20 protein-coding genes are annotated in these 22,631 nt (G+C 67.7%); 6 read left to right on the plus strand and 14 right to left on the minus strand.

The window, feature by feature from the left end; translation table 11 throughout:
* Nucleotides 1–182: 182 nt before the first annotated feature.
* Nucleotides 183–1,568 (plus strand): alkaline phosphatase PhoX, encoded by a 1,386-nt coding sequence (locus VH88_RS13660; RefSeq protein WP_045811725.1) that lies wholly within the window; start codon nt 183–185, stop codon nt 1,566–1,568.
* Here the strand turns inward: VH88_RS13660 and VH88_RS13665 are convergent.
* On the minus strand, nt 1,537–2,637 hold the full coding sequence (locus VH88_RS13665; RefSeq protein ID WP_045811726.1) for a COX15/CtaA family protein: 1,101 nt from the start codon (nt 2,635–2,637) through the stop codon (nt 1,537–1,539). The two genes, VH88_RS13660 and VH88_RS13665, sit on opposite strands and share 32 nt — an antisense overlap.
* Nucleotides 2,638–2,771: 134 nt before the next feature.
* Between VH88_RS13665 and VH88_RS13670 the strand changes: the two genes are divergently transcribed.
* The 4 genes from VH88_RS13670 (at nt 2,772) to VH88_RS13695 (ending at nt 6,499) form a co-directional block, all read left to right on the plus strand.
* Entirely contained in the window at nt 2,772–3,023 is a 252-nt protein-coding gene (locus VH88_RS13670) for a hypothetical protein (RefSeq protein WP_017503900.1), read from the plus strand.
* Complete coding sequence (locus tag VH88_RS13675; protein WP_045811727.1) at nt 3,023–3,217, plus strand: DUF2842 domain-containing protein; 195 nt, start codon at nt 3,023–3,025, stop codon at nt 3,215–3,217. The genes VH88_RS13670 and VH88_RS13675 overlap by 1 nt, the downstream gene beginning before the upstream one ends.
* A gap of 279 nt (nt 3,218–3,496) precedes the next feature.
* Complete coding sequence (locus VH88_RS15435) at nt 3,497–4,900, plus strand: site-specific integrase (protein WP_052689616.1); 1,404 nt, start codon at nt 3,497–3,499, stop codon at nt 4,898–4,900.
* A 228-nt stretch (nt 4,901–5,128) separates the two neighbouring features.
* Entirely contained in the window at nt 5,129–6,499 is a 1,371-nt protein-coding gene (locus VH88_RS13695; protein ID WP_045811731.1) for a hypothetical protein, read from the plus strand.
* A 47-nt stretch (nt 6,500–6,546) separates the two neighbouring features.
* On the opposite strand, the gene VH88_RS13700 is transcribed toward VH88_RS13695, so the two are convergent.
* On the minus strand, nt 6,547–9,009 hold the full coding sequence (locus VH88_RS13700) for an ATP-binding protein (RefSeq protein WP_045811732.1): 2,463 nt from the start codon (nt 9,007–9,009) through the stop codon (nt 6,547–6,549).
* Nucleotides 9,006–9,209 carry a hypothetical protein gene (locus tag VH88_RS13705; RefSeq protein WP_156146849.1) on the minus strand — a complete coding sequence of 68 codons (204 nt, stop codon included), beginning with the start codon at nt 9,207–9,209 and terminating at the stop codon, nt 9,006–9,008. The genes VH88_RS13700 and VH88_RS13705 overlap by 4 nt, the downstream gene beginning before the upstream one ends.
* Nucleotides 9,210–9,516: 307 nt before the next feature.
* Here VH88_RS13705 and VH88_RS13710 point away from each other — a divergent pair, with 307 nt between their 5' ends.
* Entirely contained in the window at nt 9,517–10,146 is a 630-nt protein-coding gene (locus VH88_RS13710) for a Fic family protein (RefSeq protein WP_197071092.1), read from the plus strand.
* A 392-nt stretch (nt 10,147–10,538) separates the two neighbouring features.
* Here the strand turns inward: VH88_RS13710 and VH88_RS13715 are convergent, their stop codons facing one another.
* The 11 genes from VH88_RS13715 to VH88_RS13760 form a co-directional block, all read right to left on the minus strand.
* On the minus strand, nt 10,539–11,663 hold the full coding sequence (locus tag VH88_RS13715; protein WP_045811735.1) for an acyltransferase: 1,125 nt from the start codon (nt 11,661–11,663) through the stop codon (nt 10,539–10,541).
* The gene (locus VH88_RS13720) at nt 11,660–11,938 is read right to left on the minus strand and encodes a hypothetical protein (protein ID WP_156146850.1); all 279 of its coding nucleotides are present in this window, start codon (nt 11,936–11,938) and stop codon (nt 11,660–11,662) included. Before VH88_RS13720 ends, VH88_RS13715 begins: the two co-directional genes overlap by 4 nt.
* Nucleotides 11,939–12,089: 151 nt before the next feature.
* Nucleotides 12,090–12,512, minus strand: coding sequence for a DUF305 domain-containing protein (locus VH88_RS13725; protein WP_045811737.1), 423 nt, complete (start codon nt 12,510–12,512; stop codon nt 12,090–12,092).
* A gap of 31 nt (nt 12,513–12,543) precedes the next feature.
* Entirely contained in the window at nt 12,544–15,099 is a 2,556-nt protein-coding gene (locus tag VH88_RS13730) for a heavy metal translocating P-type ATPase (protein WP_045811738.1), read from the minus strand.
* Between the two features lie 9 nt (nt 15,100–15,108).
* Nucleotides 15,109–15,240 carry a hypothetical protein gene (locus tag VH88_RS16625; RefSeq protein WP_255360440.1) on the minus strand — a complete coding sequence of 44 codons (132 nt, stop codon included), beginning with the start codon at nt 15,238–15,240 and terminating at the stop codon, nt 15,109–15,111.
* Between the two features lie 11 nt (nt 15,241–15,251).
* On the minus strand, nt 15,252–15,863 hold the full coding sequence (locus tag VH88_RS13735; RefSeq protein WP_045811739.1) for a methyltransferase: 612 nt from the start codon (nt 15,861–15,863) through the stop codon (nt 15,252–15,254).
* Nucleotides 15,860–16,465, minus strand: coding sequence for a cation transporter (locus tag VH88_RS13740; protein WP_045811740.1), 606 nt, complete (start codon nt 16,463–16,465; stop codon nt 15,860–15,862). Before VH88_RS13740 ends, VH88_RS13735 begins: the two co-directional genes overlap by 4 nt.
* On the minus strand, nt 16,462–19,686 hold the full coding sequence (locus VH88_RS13745) for an efflux RND transporter permease subunit (protein ID WP_045811741.1): 3,225 nt from the start codon (nt 19,684–19,686) through the stop codon (nt 16,462–16,464). The genes VH88_RS13740 and VH88_RS13745 overlap by 4 nt, the downstream gene beginning before the upstream one ends.
* A 12-nt stretch (nt 19,687–19,698) precedes the next feature.
* Nucleotides 19,699–20,919 carry an efflux RND transporter periplasmic adaptor subunit gene (locus VH88_RS13750; RefSeq protein ID WP_045811742.1) on the minus strand — a complete coding sequence of 407 codons (1,221 nt, stop codon included), beginning with the start codon at nt 20,917–20,919 and terminating at the stop codon, nt 19,699–19,701.
* Entirely contained in the window at nt 20,919–22,172 is a 1,254-nt protein-coding gene (locus VH88_RS13755) for a TolC family protein (protein ID WP_045811743.1), read from the minus strand. The genes VH88_RS13750 and VH88_RS13755 overlap by 1 nt, the downstream gene beginning before the upstream one ends.
* Before the next feature lie 57 nt (nt 22,173–22,229).
* A complete protein-coding gene (locus tag VH88_RS13760) occupies nt 22,230–22,574 on the minus strand; it encodes a hypothetical protein (protein WP_045811744.1) in 345 nt (114 codons plus the stop codon).
* Between the last annotated feature and the right edge of the window lie 57 nt (nt 22,575–22,631).

A 22,631-nucleotide genomic window follows, 5' to 3' on the forward strand; every position in this document is an offset into this window, starting at 1 on the left:
TCGCGTCAACGCACTAAACAACATCACATTTGCCACAACGCATTGTTTCAACTGAGTTTTTAAAATACGGTATTAAAATACCCGACGCGAAGAGGCTAGGCAGCGTTACGGCGTAACATAAAACGTCATCAAAGGATGATTATAGGCGGGCATCGCAAAGACGACAGCTCTGGAGTCCCTTCATGATCCTTCATCGTCGCGGTCTGATCGCCACGGGCGCAGCCGCCGCCTTCTCGGGACTGGCTCGTCATGCCGCCGCTCAGACGGCGGGTGAAGAGACCTACGTCAACGAGGTCCATGGCTACGGCCCGCTGCTGCGCGATCCCAATCGCTTGCTCGATCTGCCCGAAGGCTTTTCCTATCAGGTCGTGGCCCAGAGCGGAGACACGATGGATGACGGCTTGTTAGCTCCGGGTCAGCCTGACGGCATGGCTTGTTTCCCGCTGGAAGGGTCTCGCGTGGCCCTGGTCGTCAATCACGAGCTGAAAGGCTCCAGCGGCCTGCATCGCAACCTCGGCCCCGGCGGCCTTCGTGAGGAACGGCTTGACCTGCTGGACGCCACCAAGGGCTACGACACCTATAAGAATGGCCGCCCCCTGCCCGGCGGCTGTTCCACCATCGTCTATGATCTGGCGACCCGCCGGATGGTCAGCCGACATCTGACGCTGGCCGGCACCTCGACCAACTGCTGCGGCGGCCCGACGCCGTGGGGCAGTTGGCTGACCTGCGAGGAAACGCTGGAGACGCCGGCCGACGCCGATGTGACCAAGGCTCACGGATGGGTCTTCGAAGTGCCGGCGACCGCAACCGCCCTGGTCGATCCGGTGCCGCTCAAGGCCATGGGTCGCTTCGATCACGAGGCCGTCTGCGTCGATCCCCGCACCGGCGTCGTCTATCTGACCGAAGACGACAACGCCGGCCTCTTCTATCGCTTCATTCCCAATGCGCCCGGCAGGCTGAGAGAGGGCGGCCGGCTTCAGGCGATGGCCTGGAAGGGCGCGCCCTCGGCCGACACCCGCAATCAGGACGCTCGCACCTGGGCTGTCGGGGATTGGAGGGAGATCGAATGGATTGATCTGGACGACGTCGAATCTCCCAATGGCGACCTAGCCAAGCGCGGTCATGCGTCCGGCGCGGCCTGGGTGGCGCGGGGCGAAGGCGTCTGGTGGGGCGATGACGAACTGTATTTCACCGCAACCTCGGGCGGGCCAATCCGCCGCGGTCAGGTCATGCGGCTGGTCCCCGGTCTGAACGGCGCGGCGGACCGGCTGCAGTTGTTCGTGGAAAGCACGGACCCGAAGACGATGAATATGGCCGACAACATTACCGTCGCGCCCTGGGGACACTTGATCCTGTGCGAGGACAACTATTCCTCGGACGTCCGCAATCACCTGAAAGGCGTCACGCCAGAGGGCAAGGTCTATACGATCGGCCGCAATGTCTTCACCGGCAACTCCGAGTTCGCCGGCGCCTGCTTCTCGCCGGATGGCGAGGTGCTGTTCGTCAACATCATGTACCCCGGCATGACTCTGGCGATCAGAGGCCCATGGTCCTCGGTCCGGACATGAAGATGCGCGGCTGAGCCCGCAGCACCAACCATAGGTTCACGGTGGCCGTCGCCAGCACGATTGCGGCGCCCGCCTGGTGCAGCACGCCCAGCCACACCGGAACCGCGTGCACCAGGGTCACGATCCCCAGCAGAGCCTGGAACCAGATCACACCCGCAAGCGCAAAGGCGCCGAAGCCCATTCCCTCCGCCACGCGCCAGCGCCAGGCCTGGAAGGCATAAATGCTGACGGCGATCAGCAGGCCATAGGCGACCAGTCGGTGATTGAACTGCGTCAGCGCCTGATCATGCAGAAAGGCGACCGCGCCCAGGCTCCAGTCGGCCGGCGGCAAAACGGCGCCGTTCATCAGCGGCCAGTCGGTATAGACCAGCCCCGCATGACCGCCCGCAACCAGGGCGCCCAGCAGACATTGCAGGAAGACCGCGCCGAGCAGCAGGCCGGCGCCCCTCGCCCAACCCGACGGCGGCCGGCCGTGATCCTCGCCGTTCCAGGCCTCCAGCCCCGTCCAGATCAGGGCGGCGAACAGCACGAACGCCAGACCCAGATGTGTGGCCAGACGCTCCGGCGCGACGCTGACACGCTCGGACAGGCCGCTAGACACCATCCACCATCCGATCAGCCCCTGAAGGCCGCCCAAGGCCAGGAGCAGGACACAGCGCCAGATCAGGCGATTGGGCATCGCCCACTGGTGGAATACCGACCGGGCCGGCCCAAGACGGCACAGCAGGAAGACGATCAGCGGCAGGGCGAACACCATACCCACCAGACGCCCGATCAGCCGGTGCAGCCACTCCCACCAGAAGATGCCCTGAAACTCGCCCAGGCTCATGCCGGCGTTGACCTGCGCGTACTGCGGGATCTGCTTGTACTTCTGGAAGGCCTCGGCCCACTGGGCGTCGTTCAGAGGCGGAATCGCGCCCATGATGGGCTTCCACTCCGTGATCGACAGGCCCGAGCCCGTCAGCCGCGTGATGCCGCCGATCACGACCATCAGGAAGACGACGGCGGCCGTAGTGAAGAGCCACACGGCGACGGCGCGGTTACGATCTGGATTTCCGAAACGGTTCATTCGACGCCTGACACTGACCCGGATATGGTGTCGCGTCGAACGAAGACCAGACGCGACCGGTGCGGTATGCCCGCCCCAAGCGACAAGATCGAGTCGGATTGAGTTAACGGCGCTGTTGCCGCAGGAGATCAGGGTTGCAATACGCCGATATCGCCGCCGCCGTCGCAGGCGGCCTGCTGCTGGCCTGGATCGCGGACCTTCTGACGGGCCGGCGCGGCTTTGGCGGCACAAGCCTTGTGTCCGGGATCGGCCTGGCCTGCGGATGGTTTCTGGCGGTGCGGGTCTTCGCGGTCAGCACGATGGACAGCTGGGTCTGGGTGCCGTGGGCGCTCGTCGGATCGGGCATCTGTCTCGTGGCCTTCTTCCTGTTCCGGAACAAGCGCTGATGCCGCCGCGTCTGCGTCGCTTCGTCGCCGCGATCGGCGTGCTGCTCTTTCTCGTTTTCTGGGTTTGGGGCCTGATCGCCCTGCGCGGACTGCTGCCGCCGTCGCAGTGGATCGACTTCCTGTTCTTCGGCATCGGCGGGACCGCCTGGGGCCTGCCGCTCATCCCGCTGCTGCGATGGGCCGAGCGCGGCTGAGCGCCGAACCTGCCTCCAGATACGGCGATGGGGCCGCCCGCAAGGACGACCCCACCATCATCATTCTTTTTCAAGAATGGTCGGAGCGACAGGATTCGAACCTGCGACCCCTTGACCCCCAGCGGCCTCCAATGCCTTTTCAGGACTGTTCAGGACTGTGCTAATGCACTGTTTTTAGAAAGTTTTTGAATTCACCCCTCTTCGTCGCTATGCTTCGAGTTGCTGCAATTTGCTCCCCATTTGCTCCCCAAAATCGGGGCGCTTCGGACGAGGATTCAGATGGGCGCGACACGACTGACAGACCGGAGCGTCGCGGCGCTCAGACCGACTGACGAACATCGTCTCGAGCTCTGGGATGCGGACCTGAAGGGTCTCTACCTGCGGATTTCGGGGCACTCGAAAGTCTGGGGCTTTCGTTATCGGCGTCTGGATGGAAGTCAGCCGAGAGTTCGGCTCGGTCGCTATGTTCCGCCGGATCAAGCCCTGGGCGACGCCGCCGCGCTGACGGTCGCGGGGGCCCGCGCGAAGGCGAGGAAACTTCAAACCGAGATCGACGCCGGCCGCGATCCAGCGACCGAAATTCAGGTCATCAAGGCCGAAGCCAAGGCTCAGACGCTGAGGACGTTCGACGACATGGCCGAGGGCTACTTCAGGGCCACCGAGACCGGAGAGTATCGCCCGAGCAAAAAGCGCAAGCGCGCGCCCACCATCCTTTCCGAACGGAACCTCTACCGGAAGCATCTCCGCCAGATCGCGGGTTTGCGCATCGAAGCGGTGACCAAGGACGTGGTGCGCAAACGCCTTCGGGAGATCCTGCAAGAGGGCAAGGGAGTTACGTCCAATCGCGCCCGGAGCCTGATCAGCCAGATTTTCGCGTGGGGAATCTCCGAAGATCGGGTTCTCAGGAACCCCGCCCAGCAGCTCGACGATCTCGCGGAGGAAACCCCGCGGACGCGCGTCCTCAACGATGTCGAGTTGCGAGCGCTCTGGCGGGCCCTCGAAGACACGTCCGGCTACCGACGTCCGCTGCCGAAAGGCCGGGACGAGGCGCTAATGGTGGGGCGTCCGATCCGGATCGCGATCCAGCTGGCGGCCCTACTTCTGCAGCGACGCGCGGAGGTCGCGGAGATGCGAGTCGCCGAACTCGATTTCGCCGAGAAGACATGGACGATCCCCGCCGGCCGCACCAAGGCCGGACGCACCACCGTCGTTCCCTTGGGCGCGTTTTCGATCGTCCTGATCAAGGAAGCCCTGGCGCTTCGGCCAAAGCCGTCGGAGGGCGCGGAGCCGTCGCCGTTTGTCTTCGTCGGGCGCGGCGAGGCGCCGGGCGCCATTCATCCCTCGGCGATCAGCCACGCCATGCGCGACATCAGGGCCGCGATCGATATTCCGGACATCACGGTCCACGACCTGCGCCGCAGCGGAGCGACCAGGCTGGCGCGAGCCAGGACAAGCCCCTTCATTCTGTCCAAGCTTCTCAACCATGCGAACGAGCTAGGCGGCGGATCGTCCATCACCATGTCGGTCTATGTCCAGCACGACTATCTTGAGGAGAAGCGGGAGGCGATCGAATGCCTGGAGCGCTTGATCCTCGCGGCGGTTCGTCCCGGCACTGAACTCCAGCCGCCCCCTCCCCCGGCCTTGCCGGCTCCACCCAGATTGCTATTCCACGAGCCCGCTTGACGGTCGGGAGGTCAGAAAGACAATCCCCTCGCCATAGGACCTCGCTGCGGGTTTGGCCAATGTCAGATGCTTGCACTCCCCGCTCTCCCTCCACCCTCGCGCAGCGCATTCGAACGCGACAGGTGAAGCTCGCCATGGCCCACACCTGGGCAATGACTGAGCGCCGGCTTACGTCCCGCAAGGGGCATGGCTAAGGTCGGCGTTCCTTTTACTATCCGGTGCGATCCCGTGGATTCCAGTTTCGTAGACCTCGACATCCTGCTGACCAAGGTCCGCAACCCGCAATCCCGCACCTACTTCCTGGACGCCGTGCGGGCCTACAAGGCCGGGGCGCTGCGCGCCTCGCTCACGGCCGCCTGGGTCGCTATCGCCTATGATCTGATCGCCAAATATCGCGAGCTCAGCGCCATGGGCGATGCCGCGGCGACGGCCTTCCTACAGTCGTGGGACAATGCGACGGCCATCCGCGACATCCGGCAACTGCTTCAGCTAGAGGGCCGCATTCTCGAAGACGCCGCAGACAACACCCAGGCGATCAGCCAGATCGCGGGCCGGCAGCTCGAACGCCTGCGCGAGGATCGTCACCTCTGCGCCCATCCGGCCTTCTCCGCCGAAGCCCTCCTATTCGAACCGACCCCCGAACTGGTTCGGATGCATCTCGTCAACGCCGTCGACCTGGTTCTCGGTCAGGAAGCCCTCCAGGGCCGCGCCATCTTCGAGGTCTTCGACGCCGACGTCCAATCGTCCGGCTTCCCGACCGATCCCGCGCGGATCCTCGACTATGTCGAGCAGCGCTACCTCGCGCGGGTCCGGCCGCAGGCGATCCGCAACTTCGGCACCGTGCTGGCGAAGTCTCTGCTGAAGGGCGTTCCTGCCCATCTCGACGTCGTCCGCCCCAAGGTCGAAGCCGCGCTGGTCGCGGTTCGCGACCGGGCGGCTGCAGCCTGGCCTGACGTGGTGGCCAGCATCGTGCGTCTGCTCGACGCGCTCGACCCGGCCGACCGCGCGCGCGCCATCGCCTTCGTCGCAGCCTTCCCCGACTTCTGGCACCTCGTGCAGGAGCCGACCCGGACCTCCCTGCAGGAGACGGTCAACAACGCCGACGGCGCCACTCTGACGGACTACCTCCTCCTAAAGGGCGTCGCCTTCGCGCCATTCAGGGCGCCGATCCTCGCCCTTATCGCCGGGTTAGACCGCGAGCCTCTGGCTCAGGCGATCGCCGCCGCGCCCCTGCGGGAGCTTTGGCCCCATGCGGTTGAGCTCTACGCCCAGTCCGGAAGCTTCCGCGGCTCCGAAGCCAATTTCGACGCGTACATCACGCCCTACACGGGCCGGCTCGACACGGCGGCCCTCGATCAACTGCTCGACGCCGTCGCCGCCACCGGCCAGAACTACGCGGCGTCCGGCACCAGCGCGCTGCTCCTGAGCCTGGTTCGGAACGCGGGCGGCGGACGCCTGCCCTCGCCGGACGCCCGCAATCGCTTCTATCAGATGCTCCTACGGTCACATCGGCGCGAGGCTTTCGGCGAAGTGGTCGCCCTGTTCGAAGCCGACGGCTGGACGCCGCCTCCGCGGGAACGCGAGGACGAAGAGGACTGACGTCTTGGCGACGCCGGGGACTGAGCAGGGACCAGCGCGAATGCGGCCTACGCGGCGACTTTCGGTTTCGACATGAAGGCGAACTTGACCTTGCCGCACATGCACTGGAGGTACTCACGTCGGCCACGTCCCGGACTTACCTCGATCAGGACGCCGCACTGGTCACAGTTGAAGAGCACGAACAGCGCCTGAAACGCGTCGATGACCGCGATCATCTCCGCCTTCTGCAGGTCAGCCCATGCATTGTAGTGGACGGCCGGATTGATCTGCCATTGTTCGACCTTGGCGTCGGTCACGGCCTGGGCGAAGGCCGTTTCGCTCGCCTTCACCGCCGCCAACCGCTCCGTATCCGACCAGCTTTCCGCCGCCAGACGCGCGTCTTTGAGAAGAGACTTCATCTGTCCGATGGCCGGATCCAGCAGGTCGCCCAGGTCATGATGTCCATCGACGCTGAACTCGACCTTGGCGCGCAGCGCCTGGCAGGCTTCCGCGGATAGGTGCTCCAAAGATCGACGCAGAGCGCCAGCCGCGCCTGCGACATCGTCATTTCGCGCCTTCTCGCGCATTTCGTCCCACACGTCGCCCTTGCTCCAGGTCGTGGGACCTTCCTCCACCGTCCATTTGCGGAACTGGACCGTGTCCTTTGGGGCCACGAGGCCCGTGGTGCTCATGAACTTCAGCCAGGCGCGGTCGTGGGTGGTGAGAACGAACTGCGTGTCCGGGAACTCCGCCTTCAGCAGCTTCGACACCTCGCGCCGATGACCGGCGTCCACTGACATCAGCACGTCGTCAAGGACCGCGAAGGTGAAGCCCGTTCCCAGGAGATACCGCATCAGGGCGAGGTAGAGACACAGGCCCATGCTGTCCTGGTGTCCCTCGCTATGGTAGGCGCCCGGCGGAAAGAAGCCCCGTCCGTAGAAGTCCACCCCGAAGCCGAGCTTTCCCAGGGAGGGTTTCAGTTTGGCCTCGAAGTTCCCCTCGTCATCGGCGTTGATGCGGCGGTAGAGCTCGGCGAAATGGCCTTGAACATCTTCGTAGACCTTCTCCAGCGCCGCGGTGGAGGTCGCAGAGTACAGGTCGAAGACCTTCTTCGCCCTGTCGGCGCGGGCGTTCGCCGTCCGGGCGGCCGCGCTGGCTGTCCGCAACGCCTCAAGGCGCAACTGACCCGTGATGAGGTAATCGCGCGCGGCGTCCTGGTCCGAAGGCTCCGGCAGTCCGCCGATGGCTCCCGAAAGCCGGGTCAACACATCGACCAAACCTGCGGAGGGCGTCAGCTCGTCAAGCCGGGCCAGCGTCTTGTCGAGCGGCAGAAGCGCCGCAAGCGCAGCGCCGGCATCGACCAGAGCCTTGCCATGGTCGGCGATCTGATCGAGTTCATGGGCTTCGAGAAGCGACTTGCCTGTGAGGTAGACCGGCCGGGTCAAAGCCGCTTCCGCTTCGAGCGCGTCTCGAACCCCCATCAGCTTGTCTTCGGCCGCCGCGCGCAGGACCTTGACCGCCTCCAGTTTCGCCCGCTTGGCCTGAATGATCGCGGTGAGCTCGTCCAGGGTCTTGGGCGTGTCGCAGACGGGACAGACTTCACCCTCATAGAGATCGAGAGCCGTCTTGAGAAAATCGTCGCGCACGACGTCCTTCAGCAAAGATTCGTCAGCGATTAGCCGCTCGACCGCCGTCCTCGCCGCCGCGACCTGGGCGCGGACGTCTTCCCCCGATCGCCGATCGACTGAGTCCCGCAGCGCGGCGAGATCAGCGGCGGCGACCGCCTTGTTGACCGCGGCGACCGGGCCGCCCGCTTGTGAGCTCAACCCATCGCGTAGCGACCCCTCGGGCCCCAGCGTCGAAAGACCCTCCAGTCCAAGCACCCTCCGGCGCCGGTTGGCGGCTTCGAGGATTTCCGGTGCGGTCGCGTCAGCGATATCCATGGCGCGTACAAACTCAGCCTTCGCCGCATCACGGGTCGCGGCCGCGGCCTTCGCAGCGGCCTGACTGGCGTTAGAGATGCGCTGCAGCCGCGTTCTCAGGACTTCGAGGTCGTCCAGTTTGAGGAGAGCCTGGACGTCCTTGGCGCGTTGACCCGGCTCGGTCAGGACAAAGCGAATGATCTCCCGGCGAGACAGGGCGATCTCCGGATGGGCCTCCAGCTGGCGGAACACCGCCTGCACCTCCGGGCTGTCAGGATGGGCCTGAAGCACGGCGGGCGCCTTCACCGATCGCCGAACCTGGACGGATCGCCTGAGCGACGGGATCCACACTGTCGCTTCGACGAACGCCTTCTCCGGTTCCGTCTTCCTATCGACGTGAGGGCCATGATCCTTGATGGACAGGTCGCCGCGGCCTTTCCCGGTCAGGCGCGAGATTGTGCCCGTCAGAACGAACTCCAAGGCGTCCACGACGCCGCTCTTGCCGGTGCCGTTGGAGCCGCAGACGGCGAAGTTCCGCCGCTGAAGATTAAGCGACAGGCTGCGGATGCCGCGGAACTCCGCGATCGTGAGGCTCTCGACCTGGATCATGCCGGATCGCCTCCGAAGAGCGCCTGACTGATCGCGGCCTCGCTGAGATCCTTCTTCGTGATGAGCGTATCGACCAACCGCTGTGCGGTGTCAGCCAGCCCCTCTTCGGATTCAACAGCGGTCGTGAACGCCGTCAATACACGGTCGAGCACGGACAGGTCCGTGGCCGGTTCGTTCGATTGAGCGTCTTGGTCTGTCATGGTCGCCTCCCCGGTCAGGAGCCTAGAGCAACTGCGCGGCACAACCAACACGATTGACCGAGACGACTTTCCCGCTTGCTGGCGGGTAAGCCAAGCCCGCCGGCCCAATCCGTGATAAAGCCGATCAGCGCCCTGTCGCGCTCGCCATCCGCGCGCCTGCCAGGCTATCGGACTCGCGACTATTTCATTTCGACGCTGGAGCGTCGGCGCCGCTCGAGCAGACGGCTAGAGCCGCAGGTGAGGACAGTCGATGACGCTCCAACATCCCGAATGGCATCCACAGCGCCATCCCGAGTTCGACGACCGAATGGCCGTCGAAAGCGCGACGCTTCTCCAAAAGCTGCGAACGGACCCCGTCTATCGGAGGGCCTGCCTGGACGATCCGCGCGGTCTTCATCGAGACCTCTACTCCGCCTTCGTCCCGCCAGCCCATCCGGAATACGCCGGCGGCTATCGCGGCGTCCCCGGCACATCCCTCGCGCTGCGTGTCATGGGCGGTCCGAGCGTCATCGTCGAGGGTCAGACGTTCACCTTCATGGACCCGCCGGACGTCCCTTCGGCCATGCAAAGCCTCGTCGGGACCGTGCGCTTGCGGATCGACACCCTCGTCGAGCCGTGGGACCAGTTGGTGACGCTCTCTTATCTCTTCAGCCAGTTCGGCTTCATCCATCCCTTCCTGGATGGAAACGGGCATGTGCAACGGTCGCTCTTCGCGGCCGCGGCGGTGGAGATGAACCTGCCGCTCTCCAACCGGTTCGCGATCCATCCACGACCGTACGACTTCCTGCTGGCCCACACGCTTGAAAACTACAGTCGCCGCCCCGCCCAGCGACCGCAGTGGTTGAGCGCCGTGGCGGAGTATCTGGTTCAGTGGCTTGAGGGACCGTTCGACGCCCCGGGCATGGGCATGGCGCCTCTTGACCGGGAGGGTGGCTAACGGCGGGGATGGGCGCGCCAGCCCCCGCGCGGAGACCGGGCCCGACGTTCGATCCTCTGGCCGTGCGATAGGCCGGGATATCCAGAAGATGGGCGTCGCCGTCGGTTCGAGCGCCCGCGACGATCACCACGCCGTCGCCGAACTCGATCACGCAGTTCGATCCCTGCGGCGGATCGTCAATCACCGAGACAACCGCGCCCGGGTAGGGATGGCTCCTGGAGAAACGAAAGCGCATGCGCCGTCTGCGCCCGCCGCGTCGTGCGGTTCCCGAGCCCTGAACGTCGGGATATGGACGCGCGCTGGCGGCCTGAGCCCGACGATTGACCGATCAGGCATCCGATCGGCCAACAGCCGAGCCGCACCCGGTTGCACAGGGTTCGGTGATGCGCCCTTCAAGCCACCGGGCGGTCAGAACTCACGCCCGGCTGCGCCGGTGGTCGCCGCGGCGGATTGAGCCAGGCTTGCACCGGGCCGTCGAAACCGTATCGGAACACCGCCGCCGCCGCAAAGGCGGAGGCCAGACCCAGCCCCCAGACGCCCCAGCGAACGGTCGCCGGCCAGGCCGCCTGGCCAAGGGCGTCGAACGCGCCAAACCAGACGATCCGGGTCACTTCGTTTGTCAGGAACATAGCGAAGGACATAAGACCAAGCTGCTCGATCAGCCGTGACGGACGCGCCACGGGCAGGGCTCCGGCGGCCCAGATCATGACGGTGAGCAGGAGAAGCGAAATCAGGGCGAGATCGGACACGGCCTGGGCCGCGATCAGACCCGCGAAGGCGGCGAGCCCCATCCATGCCGCACGGACCGGCGGGACCCAGACGCGCGCGCCTAGGATCGCAGCCGCGACGCCCAGCAGGAACAGGGGCAGCGCCCGGATGAATCCGTGACGGAGCGGAAGCCGGTAGAGGGGGTCGCCCAACCATGCCCGGCTCGCACCATCCGCCACCAGAAGCAGCATTACGACGCCTGCAACCACGAGCCAAGGGCGCAGGCGCCAGAGCGCCCTGCAGATCCAGGGCAGGGCCAGGTAGCAGCCCAGCAGCGCCGATAGCGTCCAGGTCGGGGCGTTCCAGCCCTGCCCGCCCGGGACGCCGTAGGCCTGGACGAGGAAGACCTGGGCCGGAAGCTCGGGCCAGGCGAACCATTGCGGGTTGCTCGGACGGATTCCGACGGCGGCGGCGGTCGCGACGAGCAGCGCGAGCGCGGCGATGACGACGAGATGAGAGGGCGCGACGCGAAGAAGCCGTTGGCGCACATACAGGGAGAGCGAGAGGGTGCGATTGGCGAAGCCCTCCCCGTAGATGCGCGCGAGGACGTACCCCGAGTCGATGATGAAGAAGTTCGTCAACAGGTAGCCCCGGTCGAAGACGGGATGAACCTCGCCGAGCGCGACCGGGGCGGCCTCGCGGAAATGGTAAAGGACGATCAGGGCGGCCGCCACGAAACGCAGAATGTCGAGCCATCCCCCGCGCGTGATCCGGACGGGAACCCGCGCAGTGGCCTCTAGGGCCGTCATCGGCCGGGCCTGACGGAAGCGGCGGCGTCTGGGACGGCGTGCCTGTGGGGCGGCGCGAGATTGATCTGATCGCGTCCGACGTACAAGGCGGCGGTCCCGAGAACGCACACCAGCGCCAGGATCGCGGCCAACAGCCGGCCGGCCGGGTCCTTGGCCGCCATCCGGAAGGTCAAGGCGGTCAAAAGAAGCATCAGCCCGCCGAAGGCGCCGTACAGGGGAAACCGGTAAGTCGTCGCCATGGGCGCCGCCACGCAGAAGACGACGAAGGCGGCCACCAGGCCGGCCCCGACCGCGATCAGGGTGTCTCGGACCGGCCGAAACGGCGCCGGCGGACGGGGGCGCCGGGACCTACCGCGGGCGCGGTATTTGCCGGGACGCCAGCGGGGCGCCCGGCTGTGGATCGTGGACCGCTTTGAGCCCATCGGCCTAGTTCGTCCGCATGCGGGTGGCCAGCCACACCCGCATGCGGACGATCTCCGCCTCCTGGGTCCGGATGACCTCTTGGGCGAGGCCGCGTACCTCCGGATCAGAGCCGTGCTCGAGCGCGATCCTGGCCATGGCGACCGCGCCCTCGTGGTGGGCGATCATGCCCCGCATGAAGTCGACGTCGGCGTCGCCGCTGTACTCGATCTCCATGGCCGAATGCATCCGGGCGTTCGCCTCCTTGTAGGACCGCGTCGCCGGGCTGTCGGCCGCCGCGTCGCTGTGGCCGGCGTGTTGATCGATCGGCCGGGCATCGACCGCCGGGGTCGCGGACGGTCTCGCGGCCTGGCGGGACAATACGCCGAAGCCGAACACCGAGACGAGAAGGAAGAGCGCGATCACGCTGACCCATCCGATGCGTTTCATAGGGGTTCTCCTGTGCTTGGGGTTTGCGAGTTCACGCGGCCTCTCGCGGGCCGCGCCAGGCGAGCAGACGCAGCGCGTTGAAGACGACCAGCAGCGTCGAACCCTCGTGCAGAGCCACCGCCGGACCGATGCCAAGCCCGAAGATCGTCGCCGGAACGAGGAAGGCCACCACGCCGAGGCTGACGAACAGGTTCTGACGGATGATGCGGCGGGTCTGCCGGCTGAGGCCGACGGTGAACGGCAGCTTTGACAGGTCGTCGGCCATCAGGGCGACGTCGGCCGTCTCCAGGGCGACGTCCGATCCGGCCGCCCCCATGGCGACGCCCACGGTCGCCGTCGCCATCGCCGGGGCGTCGTTGACCCCGTCTCCGACCATGGCGACCTTGGCCTCCGCCCGCAGTTTCTTGATGGCCTCGACCTTGTCCTCCGGCATCAGGTCGCCCCAGGCCTCGGTCAGGCCGACCTGCCCGGCGACCGCCTGAGCGGCTTTCTGATGATCGCCCGAGATCATGATCATCCGGCGGATGCCGAGCGCGCGCAGCGCCGTCAGTGTCTCGCGCGCCTTCGCCCGGGGCGTGTCCAGAAGTCCGATGACGCCGAGGTCCTTGTTCCCCTGCCGCACCACCATAAGGGTGCGGCCCTCGTTGCGCAGGGCGGCGACCGCGATCTCCGTATCGGGGCCCAGCGGCGCGATGCCGTCGGCGCCGAACATCTCCGGCTTGCCGATCCAGATCTCCTTCCCCTCCAACCGGGCGGTGACCCCCTTCCCCGTCAGGCTGCGCAGATCCGTCGCGGTTCGCGCGGGCGCGGTCGCCAGGCGCTGGCTTCCATCCCGGACGATCGCCTCCGCGAGCGGGTGGTCGCTGAGCCGTTCGACGGCGACGGCGATCTCCAGCAGTTCGTCTTCGGTCGTCTGGCCGAAGGGCACGACATCGGTGATCCGCGGCTTGCCTTCGGTGAGGGTTCCGGTCTTGTCGAAGGCGATGGCATCCAGCGCGCCGAGGTTCTCCAGCGGCGCCCCACCCTTCACCAGGACCCCGGCCCGGGCCGCCCGGGCCACGCCGGACAGCACCGCGCTGGGCGTGGCGATGGCCAGGGCGCAGGGGCTCGCCGCCACCAGCACCGCCATCGCGCGGTAGAAGCTGTCGCGGAAGGGCTCGTCGACGACCACCCAGGCGAACAGGAGAACGAAGGCCAGACCGAGGACCAGGGGGACGAAGACCCGTTCGAAGCGGTCGGTAAAGCGCTGCGTCGGCGATTTCTGGGTCTCGGCCTCGCTGACCATCCGGACGACCTTGGCCAGGGTCGTGTCGTTGGAGCGCCGCGTCGTCTCGATCTCGATCGCGCCGCCGCCGTTGATCGTGCCAGCGAAGACCACCGACGACGCCGCGACCGATGCGGGTCTGGCCCGCGCTTCCTCGGCGTCCGCGACCGGCTGCTTGTCGACCGGGATGCTCTCTCCGGTGACCGGCGCCTGGTTGACGCTGGACGTGCCCTTGATCACGAAGCCGTCGGCCGGCAACCGCTCGTTCGGCCGGACGACGACCAGGTCGCCGATCTCCAGCTGCTCCACGGGCAGTTCGACGACCTGATCGCCGCGCCGCACATGGGCGGTGCGCGGCGCCAGGGCCGCCAGCGCCTCGATCGCCTTCTTGGCGCGGCCCATGGCGTAGTGCTCGAGCGCGTGCCCCAGGCTGAACAGGAACAGCAGCAGCGCCCCCTCCGCCCAGGCGCCCAGCGCGGCCGCGCCCGCGGCCGCGACCAGCATCAGGGTGTCGATCTCGAACCGCTTGCGCCGCAGGTTTCCGATAGCTTCGCCGACCGTGAACCAGCCGCCCAAGGCGTAGGCGATCAGGAAGAGCGCGAACGGCAGCGCCGCCGGGAGGGCCGGAACGAATTTCTCGATCAGCCAGCCGACCGTCAGGGCGACGCCGCTCCCCACGGCGAAGATCAGCTCCGTGTTCGGCCCCAGCACCCCGCCATGGCTATGGTCATGACCGTCGCCTTCGGAATGGCCGTGGTCGTGTCCATCGCCCTCGGCGTGTCCGTGATCGTGGCCGTCGTCCGGACCATGACCCGACGCCGCGTTCCGGGCCGCTTGCGGCGCCGGACCCACAGCCGCCGATGGGCCGGCGACGTCCGACGTCTCCGTCAATTTGAGACCAAGAGACGCCAGGCGCTCGACCAATCTCTCGCGGCTCGTGGCCTGACGGTCGAACTCCAGACGCAAGGCGCCCGCCGGATCCAGCGCGGCTTCGATGACGCCGGCTTCCTCGCCCAGCTCGGCCGCGAGCGTGCGGGCGTGGCGCGCATGCCGGACGCCGTGCACCCGTCCCGTCAGGTGGCCGAACCGCTCGCTGACCTCGGCGCCGGCCTGCCGCGCCCGCCGTCTGACCTGGGCCAGCGACAGCAGGTCCGGATCATAGTGGATGCAGAGCTCCGCGCCGTCCGCGCCCTCGACCAGATGCGCCTCGGACACGCCCGCCTCGGCCCGCATGAGGGCGATCAGACGTCCCACGCAGCCGTCCTCGGCGTCAGGCGCGTGGGGAAGAAGGACGGGAATATTGAGCCGGAGGGTCTTGGGCATGGTCGGGCCTCAGGGGAAGTCGCGGGTAGGGTTGGAGCGTTCGGGGATGAGAAGACCGGCGCCGTGCATGGCTGCGCCCGCAGCGAAGGCGGCGAGGGCCAGGATCGCGCTGAGCAGGGTGACGAGACGTTTGCGGTTCACCTCGCACCTCCTCAGGGCAATGCGACGACGGCGTCGAGCCAGCCGATCGCCTGGAGGCGCTCCAGCCCCTCGAACACGGGCAGCGCCAGGAGAAAGACCAAGCCGTCGCGGACGGTCTTGAGAAAGAACGACGGGCGGACCGACAGCTCCGCCTCATCTCGCCAGAGGCGAGGATCGGGCAGGAAGCGCGGGGTCCGCTCGAAATACGTCCGGTAGGTCTCGCCGAAGGCGGTCCCCCGGTAACTCTCCTCGCGTCTCGCGACGATCAGGAAGACCCCCCAGCAGGCCAGGGCGAACGCGAGGCCGACGCTGAGGCTGCCGGTCTGGGCGCCGACCCCGAAGGCCCCGATGACGCTGAAGACGTAGAGCGGATTGCGGCACAGCGAATAGGGTCCGCTGGTGACGATCTCCTGCTTCTTGCGCCCGCCGATATAGAGGGAGCACCAGGCGCGTCCGAGCACGCAGACCATGATCGCCACCATGCCAAGATGCTCGACCGGGTGTTCGAGCCCGGGCAGCGCTCGCACCAGAGCGGTCCAGGCCAGCAGGGCGAACAGGCCCGCGCCGATGAAGAGTTTCCGCCAACGCTGGACCGAGGCGATGTCGATCAGGGGCGGGCTCATGCGTCCGGCTCCGGTCCGTCGCGTCGCGCGGCCCGGGCGTCGCCGAGGATGTCGAGCCCCCCCTTGGCCGCGATGGCCGCGACCAGGACGCCGACCACCAGGTCGGGCCAGGCCTGGTCCAGCCACATCACCAGACCGCCGGCGACGAGGATACCGCCGTTGGACGCGAAATCGTTGAGGCTGAAGGTCTCGGCGGCCTTCATGTTGACGTCGCTGCTCTGCTGCCGGCGGATGAGCATGAGGCAGATCAGGTTGATGACCGCGGCGATGACGGCGAGGACCATCATGGTCGGGCCGACCGGTTCCGTCCCGGTCAGCGTCCTGCGCAGGGCGTCGAGCAGGACGAGGACCGCGAAGATCAGCAGCATCACGCCGGAGACCTGCGCCGCGCGGGTCTTCCAGATCAGGGCCCGGCCGACCGCGAGGAAGCTGATCAGATAGACGGCCGCGTCGGATCCGTTGTCCACGGCGTTGGCCAGCAGGGCGCTGGAGTCGGCGGCGAGGCCGCCGACTCCCAGGCCCACGAACAGCAGAGCGTTTAGGGCCAGAACCGCCAGCAGGATACGGCGCTGGACCTGCTCCGTGTCGTGGGCCCCGCTCATTCCTCCAGTCCTTCCGCGGCGCGGTGCTTCACAGCCTTGGCCGCGAAGGTGGGCAGGACCAGGAGGGTGAGGGCCGTGGCGGTCAGAAGACCGCCGATGACCACGGTCGCCAGAGGCTTCTGCACCTCAGCGCCCGCCCCGTGCGCGATCGCCATCGGAATGAAGCCGACGATCGCCACCAGCGCTGTGGTCAGGACCGCGCGAAGACGGCTTGAAGCCCCCTCAATGGCGGCGATCATGGGTTCCGCCCCGGCCTGGAGCCGTTCGCGGATCGCCTGCATCAGGACCAGCCCGTTCAACGTCGCAACGCCGGAGACGGCGATGAAGCCGACTGCTGCGGACACCGAGAAGGGCATGCCCCTCAACAGCAGGGCCAGCGCCCCGCCGACCAGGGCTAGGGGCACGCAGGCGAAGACCAGACCGGCCTCCGCGAAGGAGCCCAGAGCCATGAACAGCAGGATGCCGATCAGGATGAAGACGACGGGGATGACCAGACCCAGCCGCTGCTCGGCCCGCTTCAGGTTCTCGAACTGGCCGCCCCAGGTCAGGGAGTAGCCCGCCGGAAGTTGAACCTGTTCCTGCACGCGCGCCTGGGCGTCCGTGACGAAGCCGCCCAGATCGCGCCCGCGCACATTGGCCTGGACCACCATGCGCCGGCTGCCGTCGTTGCGGCTGATCTGGTTCTGGCCTTCGGCGATCTGGATGCGGGCGACCGAGGACAGGGGCACCGTGACGCCGGTCGTCGTCGTGATCGGAAGCGCGGCGAGCGCCGCCGGATCGTTGCGGGCCTCATCCGCCAGACGGACCACCACGTCGAAGCGCCGGTCCCCCTCGAAGATCTGCCCCGCTTCGGCGCCGCCGATGGCCGCAGAGACGGCGTTGGACACCTCAGCCGCCGACAGCCCGTAGTTGGCCGCAGCGAAACGATCGACGCTGACCGTCAGGGTCGGCAGGCCGGAGGCCTGTTCCACCCGCACGTCGGCCGAGCCCTGGGTATTGCGCAGGACATTGGCCACCTGGTCGGCCGTGGCCTGCAGTTGGGTGAAGTCATCGCCATAGACCATGACCGCCAGATCGGTTCGTACGCCCGAGATCAGTTCGTTGAACCGGAGCTCGATGGGCTGACTGAACTCGAAGCTGTTGCCGAGCTGGGCCGAGGCCAATTCCTCGAACCGCGCGATCAACTCCTCCTTCTCCAGCCGCGGATTCGGCCATTCCTTGCGGTCCTTCAGGATGATGACCGCGTCGGAGATGTTGGGCGGCATGGGGTCTACGGCCGCCTCGGCGGTGCCGGTCCGGGCGAAGATGGTCTTCACCTCCGGCTGGGCCGCGATGGCGCGCTCGATCGCCATCTGCATGGCGAGGGATTGTTCGAGCGAGGCCGACGGAACGCGCAGCGCCTGCATGGCGATGTCGCCTTCGTCCAGCGTCGGGATGAACTCCCGGCCCAGGGTGGTGAAGGCGACGCCGCCCACCGCCAGCGCGCCCAGCGCCGCGATCAGGACGATCTTGGGACGGCTGACGGCCGCCCGGATCGCCGGTTCGGCCCAGCGGCGGACCCAGCGGATGATGAAGGTCTCGTGCTCGTGCGCGTGACCGTGCTCGTCCACGTCGACCTTCTTGGGCTCACGCACCAGCAGCGCCGTCATCGCCGGCACGAAGGTGAAGGAGAAGATGAAAGCCCCGACGAGGGCCAGCATGACGGTGGCGCCCATCGGAATGAAGGTCTTGCCCTCCACCCCCTCGAGCATCAGCAGGGGTGTGAAGACGAGCAGGATGATCAGTTGGCCGAAGGCGGCCGGCTTGACCATCTTCATCGCCGCGGCCCCGGCGACGCTCAGGCGCTCTTTGCGCGTCAGCGCCCGACCGACCTCGATCCGCTTCTGCGATAGCATCAGAAGCGTACTTTCGACTACGATGACCGCGCCATCGACCAGAAGGCCGAAGTCCAGCGCGCCCAGGCTCATTAGGTTACCGCTGATCCCGAACCGGTTCATGCCGATGATGGCGAACAGGAAGCTGACCGGGATCATCAGCGCGGTGATGCTCGCGGCGCGGATGTTTCCAAGCAGCAGGAACAGCACCACGATCACGAGCAGCGCGCCCTCGGTCAGGTTCCGAGCCACGGTCGCGATGGTCTTGTTGACCAGCGCGCTGCGGTTCAGGACCGGCTCGGCGACGATGCTCGGCGGCAGGCTGGCGCCGACTTCCTCAAGACGTTCGGCCGCAGCTTGGGCGACGGTGCGGCTGTTGCCGCCCGCCAGCATCAGGGCCGTGCCGATGACGGCTTCGTGGCCGTCGCGGCTTGCGCCGCCGAGACGCGGCGCCTGCCCCACCTCGACGGTGGCGACATCGGCGACGCGGACGACCAGACCGTTACGGTTGACGACAGGGGCCTGGGCCAGATCCGGAATGGTCTGTGCCAGGGCGTCGGTGCGGACGGTCAGGGCTTCACCCGAGCGCTGGACATAGCCGGCGCCCGCCTGGGTGTTGGCGTTCTCCAGCGCCAGGATTAGATCGCTGAGCCCCAGACCATAGCTGGCCAGCTTCGCCGCGTCGGGACGGACCGCGAACTCCTTCACATAGCCGCCGTTGACGTCCACGCCGGCCAGACCAGCCGCCGTGCGCATGCGCGGGGCGATGATCCAGTCCTGAACGGTGCGCAGATAGGTCGCCCGCGCCTGCGGCGTAGTCAGCAGCTCGCCTTCGGGCGTCAGATAGGCGCCGCCGGCCTGCCAGCCGGGCTGGCCCGGTTTGGCGAGGTTCTGGGAGTTGAACGGCTTGTAGTCGACCGTCCACATCAGCACCTCGCCGAGACCCGTGGTGATCGGAGCCAGACCCGGCTCGACCCCTTCGGGGAGGTTCTCCCTGGCTTGGGCCATCCGCTCGGCCACCTGCTGGCGGGCGAAATAGATGTCTGTCTGTTCGGTGAAGATGACCGTGACCTGGCTGAAGCCGTTGCGGCTCAGGGACCGGGTGCTCTGCAGGCCGGGGATGCCGGCCATGGCGGTTTCAATGGGATAGGTGACCTGCCGCTCCATCTGCTCGGGCGCGAGCGCCGGGGCGATGGTGTTGATCTGGACCTGCCGATTGGTGATGTCTGGCACGGCGTCGATGGGCAGCTTGGTCAGCTGGAACAGACCCCAGGCCGAGACGAGGGCCGTGGCGAGGACCACGAACCATCGGAATTTGACCGAGGCTTCGATGATGAATTTGAACATGCGATCGCCCCCTTAGTGACCGTGCTCGGCCTCGCCCTTGGCCAGTTCGGCCTTGAGCAGGAAGGCGTTGGCGGAAGCGATGCGTTCGGAGCCGGTCAGGCCGCGCAGGATTTCGGTGCGCCCGGCGGCCTGGCGGCCAGCGAGCACCTGGACAGCCTGGAAGCCGCCCTGGACCTGCACGAAGACCACAGTGTTGCCGTCGACGGTCTGGACCGCTTCGGACGGCACGGTCATGCCGCCCGAGGTCGCCTGTCCGGTGACCACCGAGCCGGACACGGCGGACCCGGCGGGCGGCAGGGTTCCGGAAGACGGACGGGCGCGGATGACGGTCGCTCCGCTCTCGTTCAGACCGGCGTCCGCGGCCACCCCGGTGACGACCGCGTCGAACTCGCCGGACGGCCCGGTGACCCGCATCGCCGCGCCCGGGCGAACATTCGCCGCCAGGGCGGGAGGCGCGTTGAACACCATCTCGACGCGGGCCGGGTTGGACACTTCGGCGACCACGCCGCCCTGGGCGACGAAGCCGCCCGGTCCGACCTGCACATTGCTCACCACGCCCGAGATCGGGCTGGTCACGCTGAGCCGTCCTGACGCATTGGGCGATCCTGCGGCCGCAGAGCGCGCCCGCGCCGCGCGGGTCGCCGCCTCTGCGCTGAGAAGCTGCGCCCGGGAGGCCTCGACCTCCTGGCGGGCGACCACCCCCTGTTCGGACAGGTTGCGATTCCGCTGATAGGCCTGACGCGCGGCCTCGGCGGAGGCTGCAGCGGCATCGGCGTCGGCGCGGAAGGTGGCGGCTTCACCGCTGACCAGGCTGACGAGCGGCTGACCGGCGCGGACCGACTGACCGGGCGCCACAAGCAGCCGCTCGACCCGGCCGCCAACCGCAGCGGCGACCGCAGCGCGGGAATCGACCATCGGCTCGACCCGCCCCGCCAGACGCGTTTCCGCCCCGCCGCCGGCGCTTACGCCGACGACGGAGATGCCGGCCGCCTGGATCTGCGCGGCGGTCAGTTCGACGCGGCCCTCTTCGGCCTCGCCCTCCTCGGCATGACCGGCCTCGCCTTCCGCATGCCCGCCTTCCTCTTCGCCATGGCCGGCTTCGCCCTCCGCGGCCGCCGGAGCAGGCGGCGCGTCGGCGCCTCGCGTGGCGAGATAGAGCCCGCCGCCGCCAAGGACGACGAGGGCGGCGACGCCGCCGATCAACAGGGTCTTGTTGGATGTGCGCTTGCGCATCACTGGGCTCCTTGGAAGGGGGCGCGGCCGTCCAGGCGCGCGAGATCGATTTCGGCGCGGACGCGCGCGAGGCGGGCGTCGACGGCGGCGGACCGCGCGTTGACGAGGGCGGTTCGGGTGACGCGCAGCTCGACCTGGGAGATGCGACCGGCCTCGAAGCCGATGCGCGACAGCCGGTAGGCCTCCTCGGCCGCGGTGACGCCGGCGTCGGCGGCGGACACGCGGCTCACCGAGGCGGCCAGGCGCGCCACCGCGGCGGCCCGGTCGGCTTGGGCCTCCTGCCGCGCCGACATCAGGCGGGCGTCGGCCGCCCTGAACTCGGCCTGCGCCGCCTCGATGTTTCCCCGGTTCCGGTCGAACAGCGGCAGCGGCATGCTGATCCCGAAGGTAAGCGCGGTGGCGTCCTCCGCCTCGAAGCGGCGAATGCCCACGCTGGCGTTGATGTCCGGGCGGGCCTGGACACGTTGCACGTCGATCCGGCGTTCGGCGGCCGTGCGCTCGGCCTCGGCCACGCGCACGGTGGGCGCGTCGTTGATCGCGGAGCCCACCCCGGACGGCGCCTCGTCCAGCAGACTGACGTCGATGCGCGTCACGGGCGACGGGATCATCGCCACGGCGGTGAGGCGGGCGTAGGCGGCGTCCCGTTCGGCGACGGCTTCGTCGAGGGTCGCCCGGGCCGACGCGGCTTCGGCCTCGCCCTGGATGCCGCGCAGGAGCGGCTCGCGCCCCTCCTCCACCAGCGCCAGGGCGGCGCGGGCGTCGGCCAGGGTCAGGGTCAGGACCTCATCCGCCAGGGCCGCGCGGCGCTGCGCCGCCTCGGCTTCGGAATAGACCAGGGCCAGGCGACCGGCGGCGTCGATCACCGCAAGATCGCGCTGCAGGCCGACGGCGCCGGCCTCGGCGCGCGCGGCGGCGATGCGGCTCGCGCGACGTCCCCACAATTCGAGGTCCGTGCTCAACGCGAGGGTCGTATCGGCGTTGTCCATCCCCGAGAAGGGGCCGGAGCCGTACGCGTTCTCGACATCGAGCCCGAGCACGGGGTTGGGACGCACACGGGCCTGACGCACGCGGGCTTCTGCGGCGTCGAGGTTCGCGCCCGCCTCCAGGGTGGCGGGCGTCTGGCCGAGCTGCGCGAGCAGTTGGGCGTAGGTCGGGGCGGGGTCAGCCCAGGCGGGACTGACCAGAGTCGCTGCGATCGCAGCAACCGCGCAGCCGACCGCGAGACGCGGTCGCCGGCGAGATGTGGGAGACATATTCCATTTCCAGATTTCTGATCACGAAGAGGCGCCCGCAAGGGCGCAGGCCTTCGGTCAGACTCTGGGGGGTCGCTTCAGGCCGTCGGGCGTGACCGAGGCCAGGACGTCATCGTGGCGGCCGCTTTGCAGCAGCAGTTCGCCGAACGCGGGTGCGATGGCGTCGACGCCGTGAGTGCGCGCTGTGGAGGTATGGTGGCAGTGTCCGTGCGCGCAGATGCCATGGCTTCCGGACGGGTCGCCGTGGTCGCCGTCGTCGGGATTGTGATCGACGAACGCGTGCGCTGCTGGGGGCTCCGGCATGCAGGTCGCGGCGTCGACGGCGGGCGCAAAGAAGAAGGCGGCGAAGACAAGTGTCATCACCGCGATCAGCTTGGCCCATGTCGTCATCGACGAGGTCATCGCGCGTTCGTTACTTCCGTTCTGCGGAGGTGGCAATCTGTTACAAAGTCCACGGGC

Origin of the sequence: Brevundimonas sp. KM4 (assembly GCF_000964075.1) — a bacterium.
Classification (GTDB): Bacteria; Pseudomonadota; Alphaproteobacteria; order Caulobacterales; family Caulobacteraceae; genus Brevundimonas; species Brevundimonas huaxiensis.

Coding starts and splice junctions, on each gene's coding strand:
- VH88_RS13660 (WP_045811725.1), top strand. CDS start 183: ATGATCCTTCATCGTCGCGGTCTGATCGCCACGGGCGCAGCCGCCGCC.
- VH88_RS13665 (WP_045811726.1), bottom strand. CDS start 2,637: ATGAACCGTTTCGGAAATCCAGATCGTAACCGCGCCGTCGCCGTGTGG.
- VH88_RS13675 (WP_045811727.1), top strand. CDS start 3,023: ATGCCGCCGCGTCTGCGTCGCTTCGTCGCCGCGATCGGCGTGCTGCTC.
- VH88_RS15435 (WP_052689616.1), top strand. CDS start 3,497: ATGGGCGCGACACGACTGACAGACCGGAGCGTCGCGGCGCTCAGACCG.
- VH88_RS13700 (WP_045811732.1), bottom strand. CDS start 9,009: ATGATCCAGGTCGAGAGCCTCACGATCGCGGAGTTCCGCGGCATCCGC.
- VH88_RS13705 (WP_156146849.1), bottom strand. CDS start 9,209: ATGACAGACCAAGACGCTCAATCGAACGAACCGGCCACGGACCTGTCC.
- VH88_RS13710 (WP_197071092.1), top strand. CDS start 9,517: ATGGCCGTCGAAAGCGCGACGCTTCTCCAAAAGCTGCGAACGGACCCC.
- VH88_RS13715 (WP_045811735.1), bottom strand. CDS start 11,663: ATGACGGCCCTAGAGGCCACTGCGCGGGTTCCCGTCCGGATCACGCGC.
- VH88_RS13725 (WP_045811737.1), bottom strand. CDS start 12,512: ATGAAACGCATCGGATGGGTCAGCGTGATCGCGCTCTTCCTTCTCGTC.
- VH88_RS13730 (WP_045811738.1), bottom strand. CDS start 15,099: ATGCCCAAGACCCTCCGGCTCAATATTCCCGTCCTTCTTCCCCACGCG.
- VH88_RS13735 (WP_045811739.1), bottom strand. CDS start 15,863: ATGAGCCCGCCCCTGATCGACATCGCCTCGGTCCAGCGTTGGCGGAAA.
- VH88_RS13740 (WP_045811740.1), bottom strand. CDS start 16,465: ATGAGCGGGGCCCACGACACGGAGCAGGTCCAGCGCCGTATCCTGCTG.
- VH88_RS13745 (WP_045811741.1), bottom strand. CDS start 19,686: ATGTTCAAATTCATCATCGAAGCCTCGGTCAAATTCCGATGGTTCGTG.
- VH88_RS13750 (WP_045811742.1), bottom strand. CDS start 20,919: ATGCGCAAGCGCACATCCAACAAGACCCTGTTGATCGGCGGCGTCGCC.
- VH88_RS13755 (WP_045811743.1), bottom strand. CDS start 22,172: ATGTCTCCCACATCTCGCCGGCGACCGCGTCTCGCGGTCGGCTGCGCG.
- VH88_RS13760 (WP_045811744.1), bottom strand. CDS start 22,574: ATGACCTCGTCGATGACGACATGGGCCAAGCTGATCGCGGTGATGACA.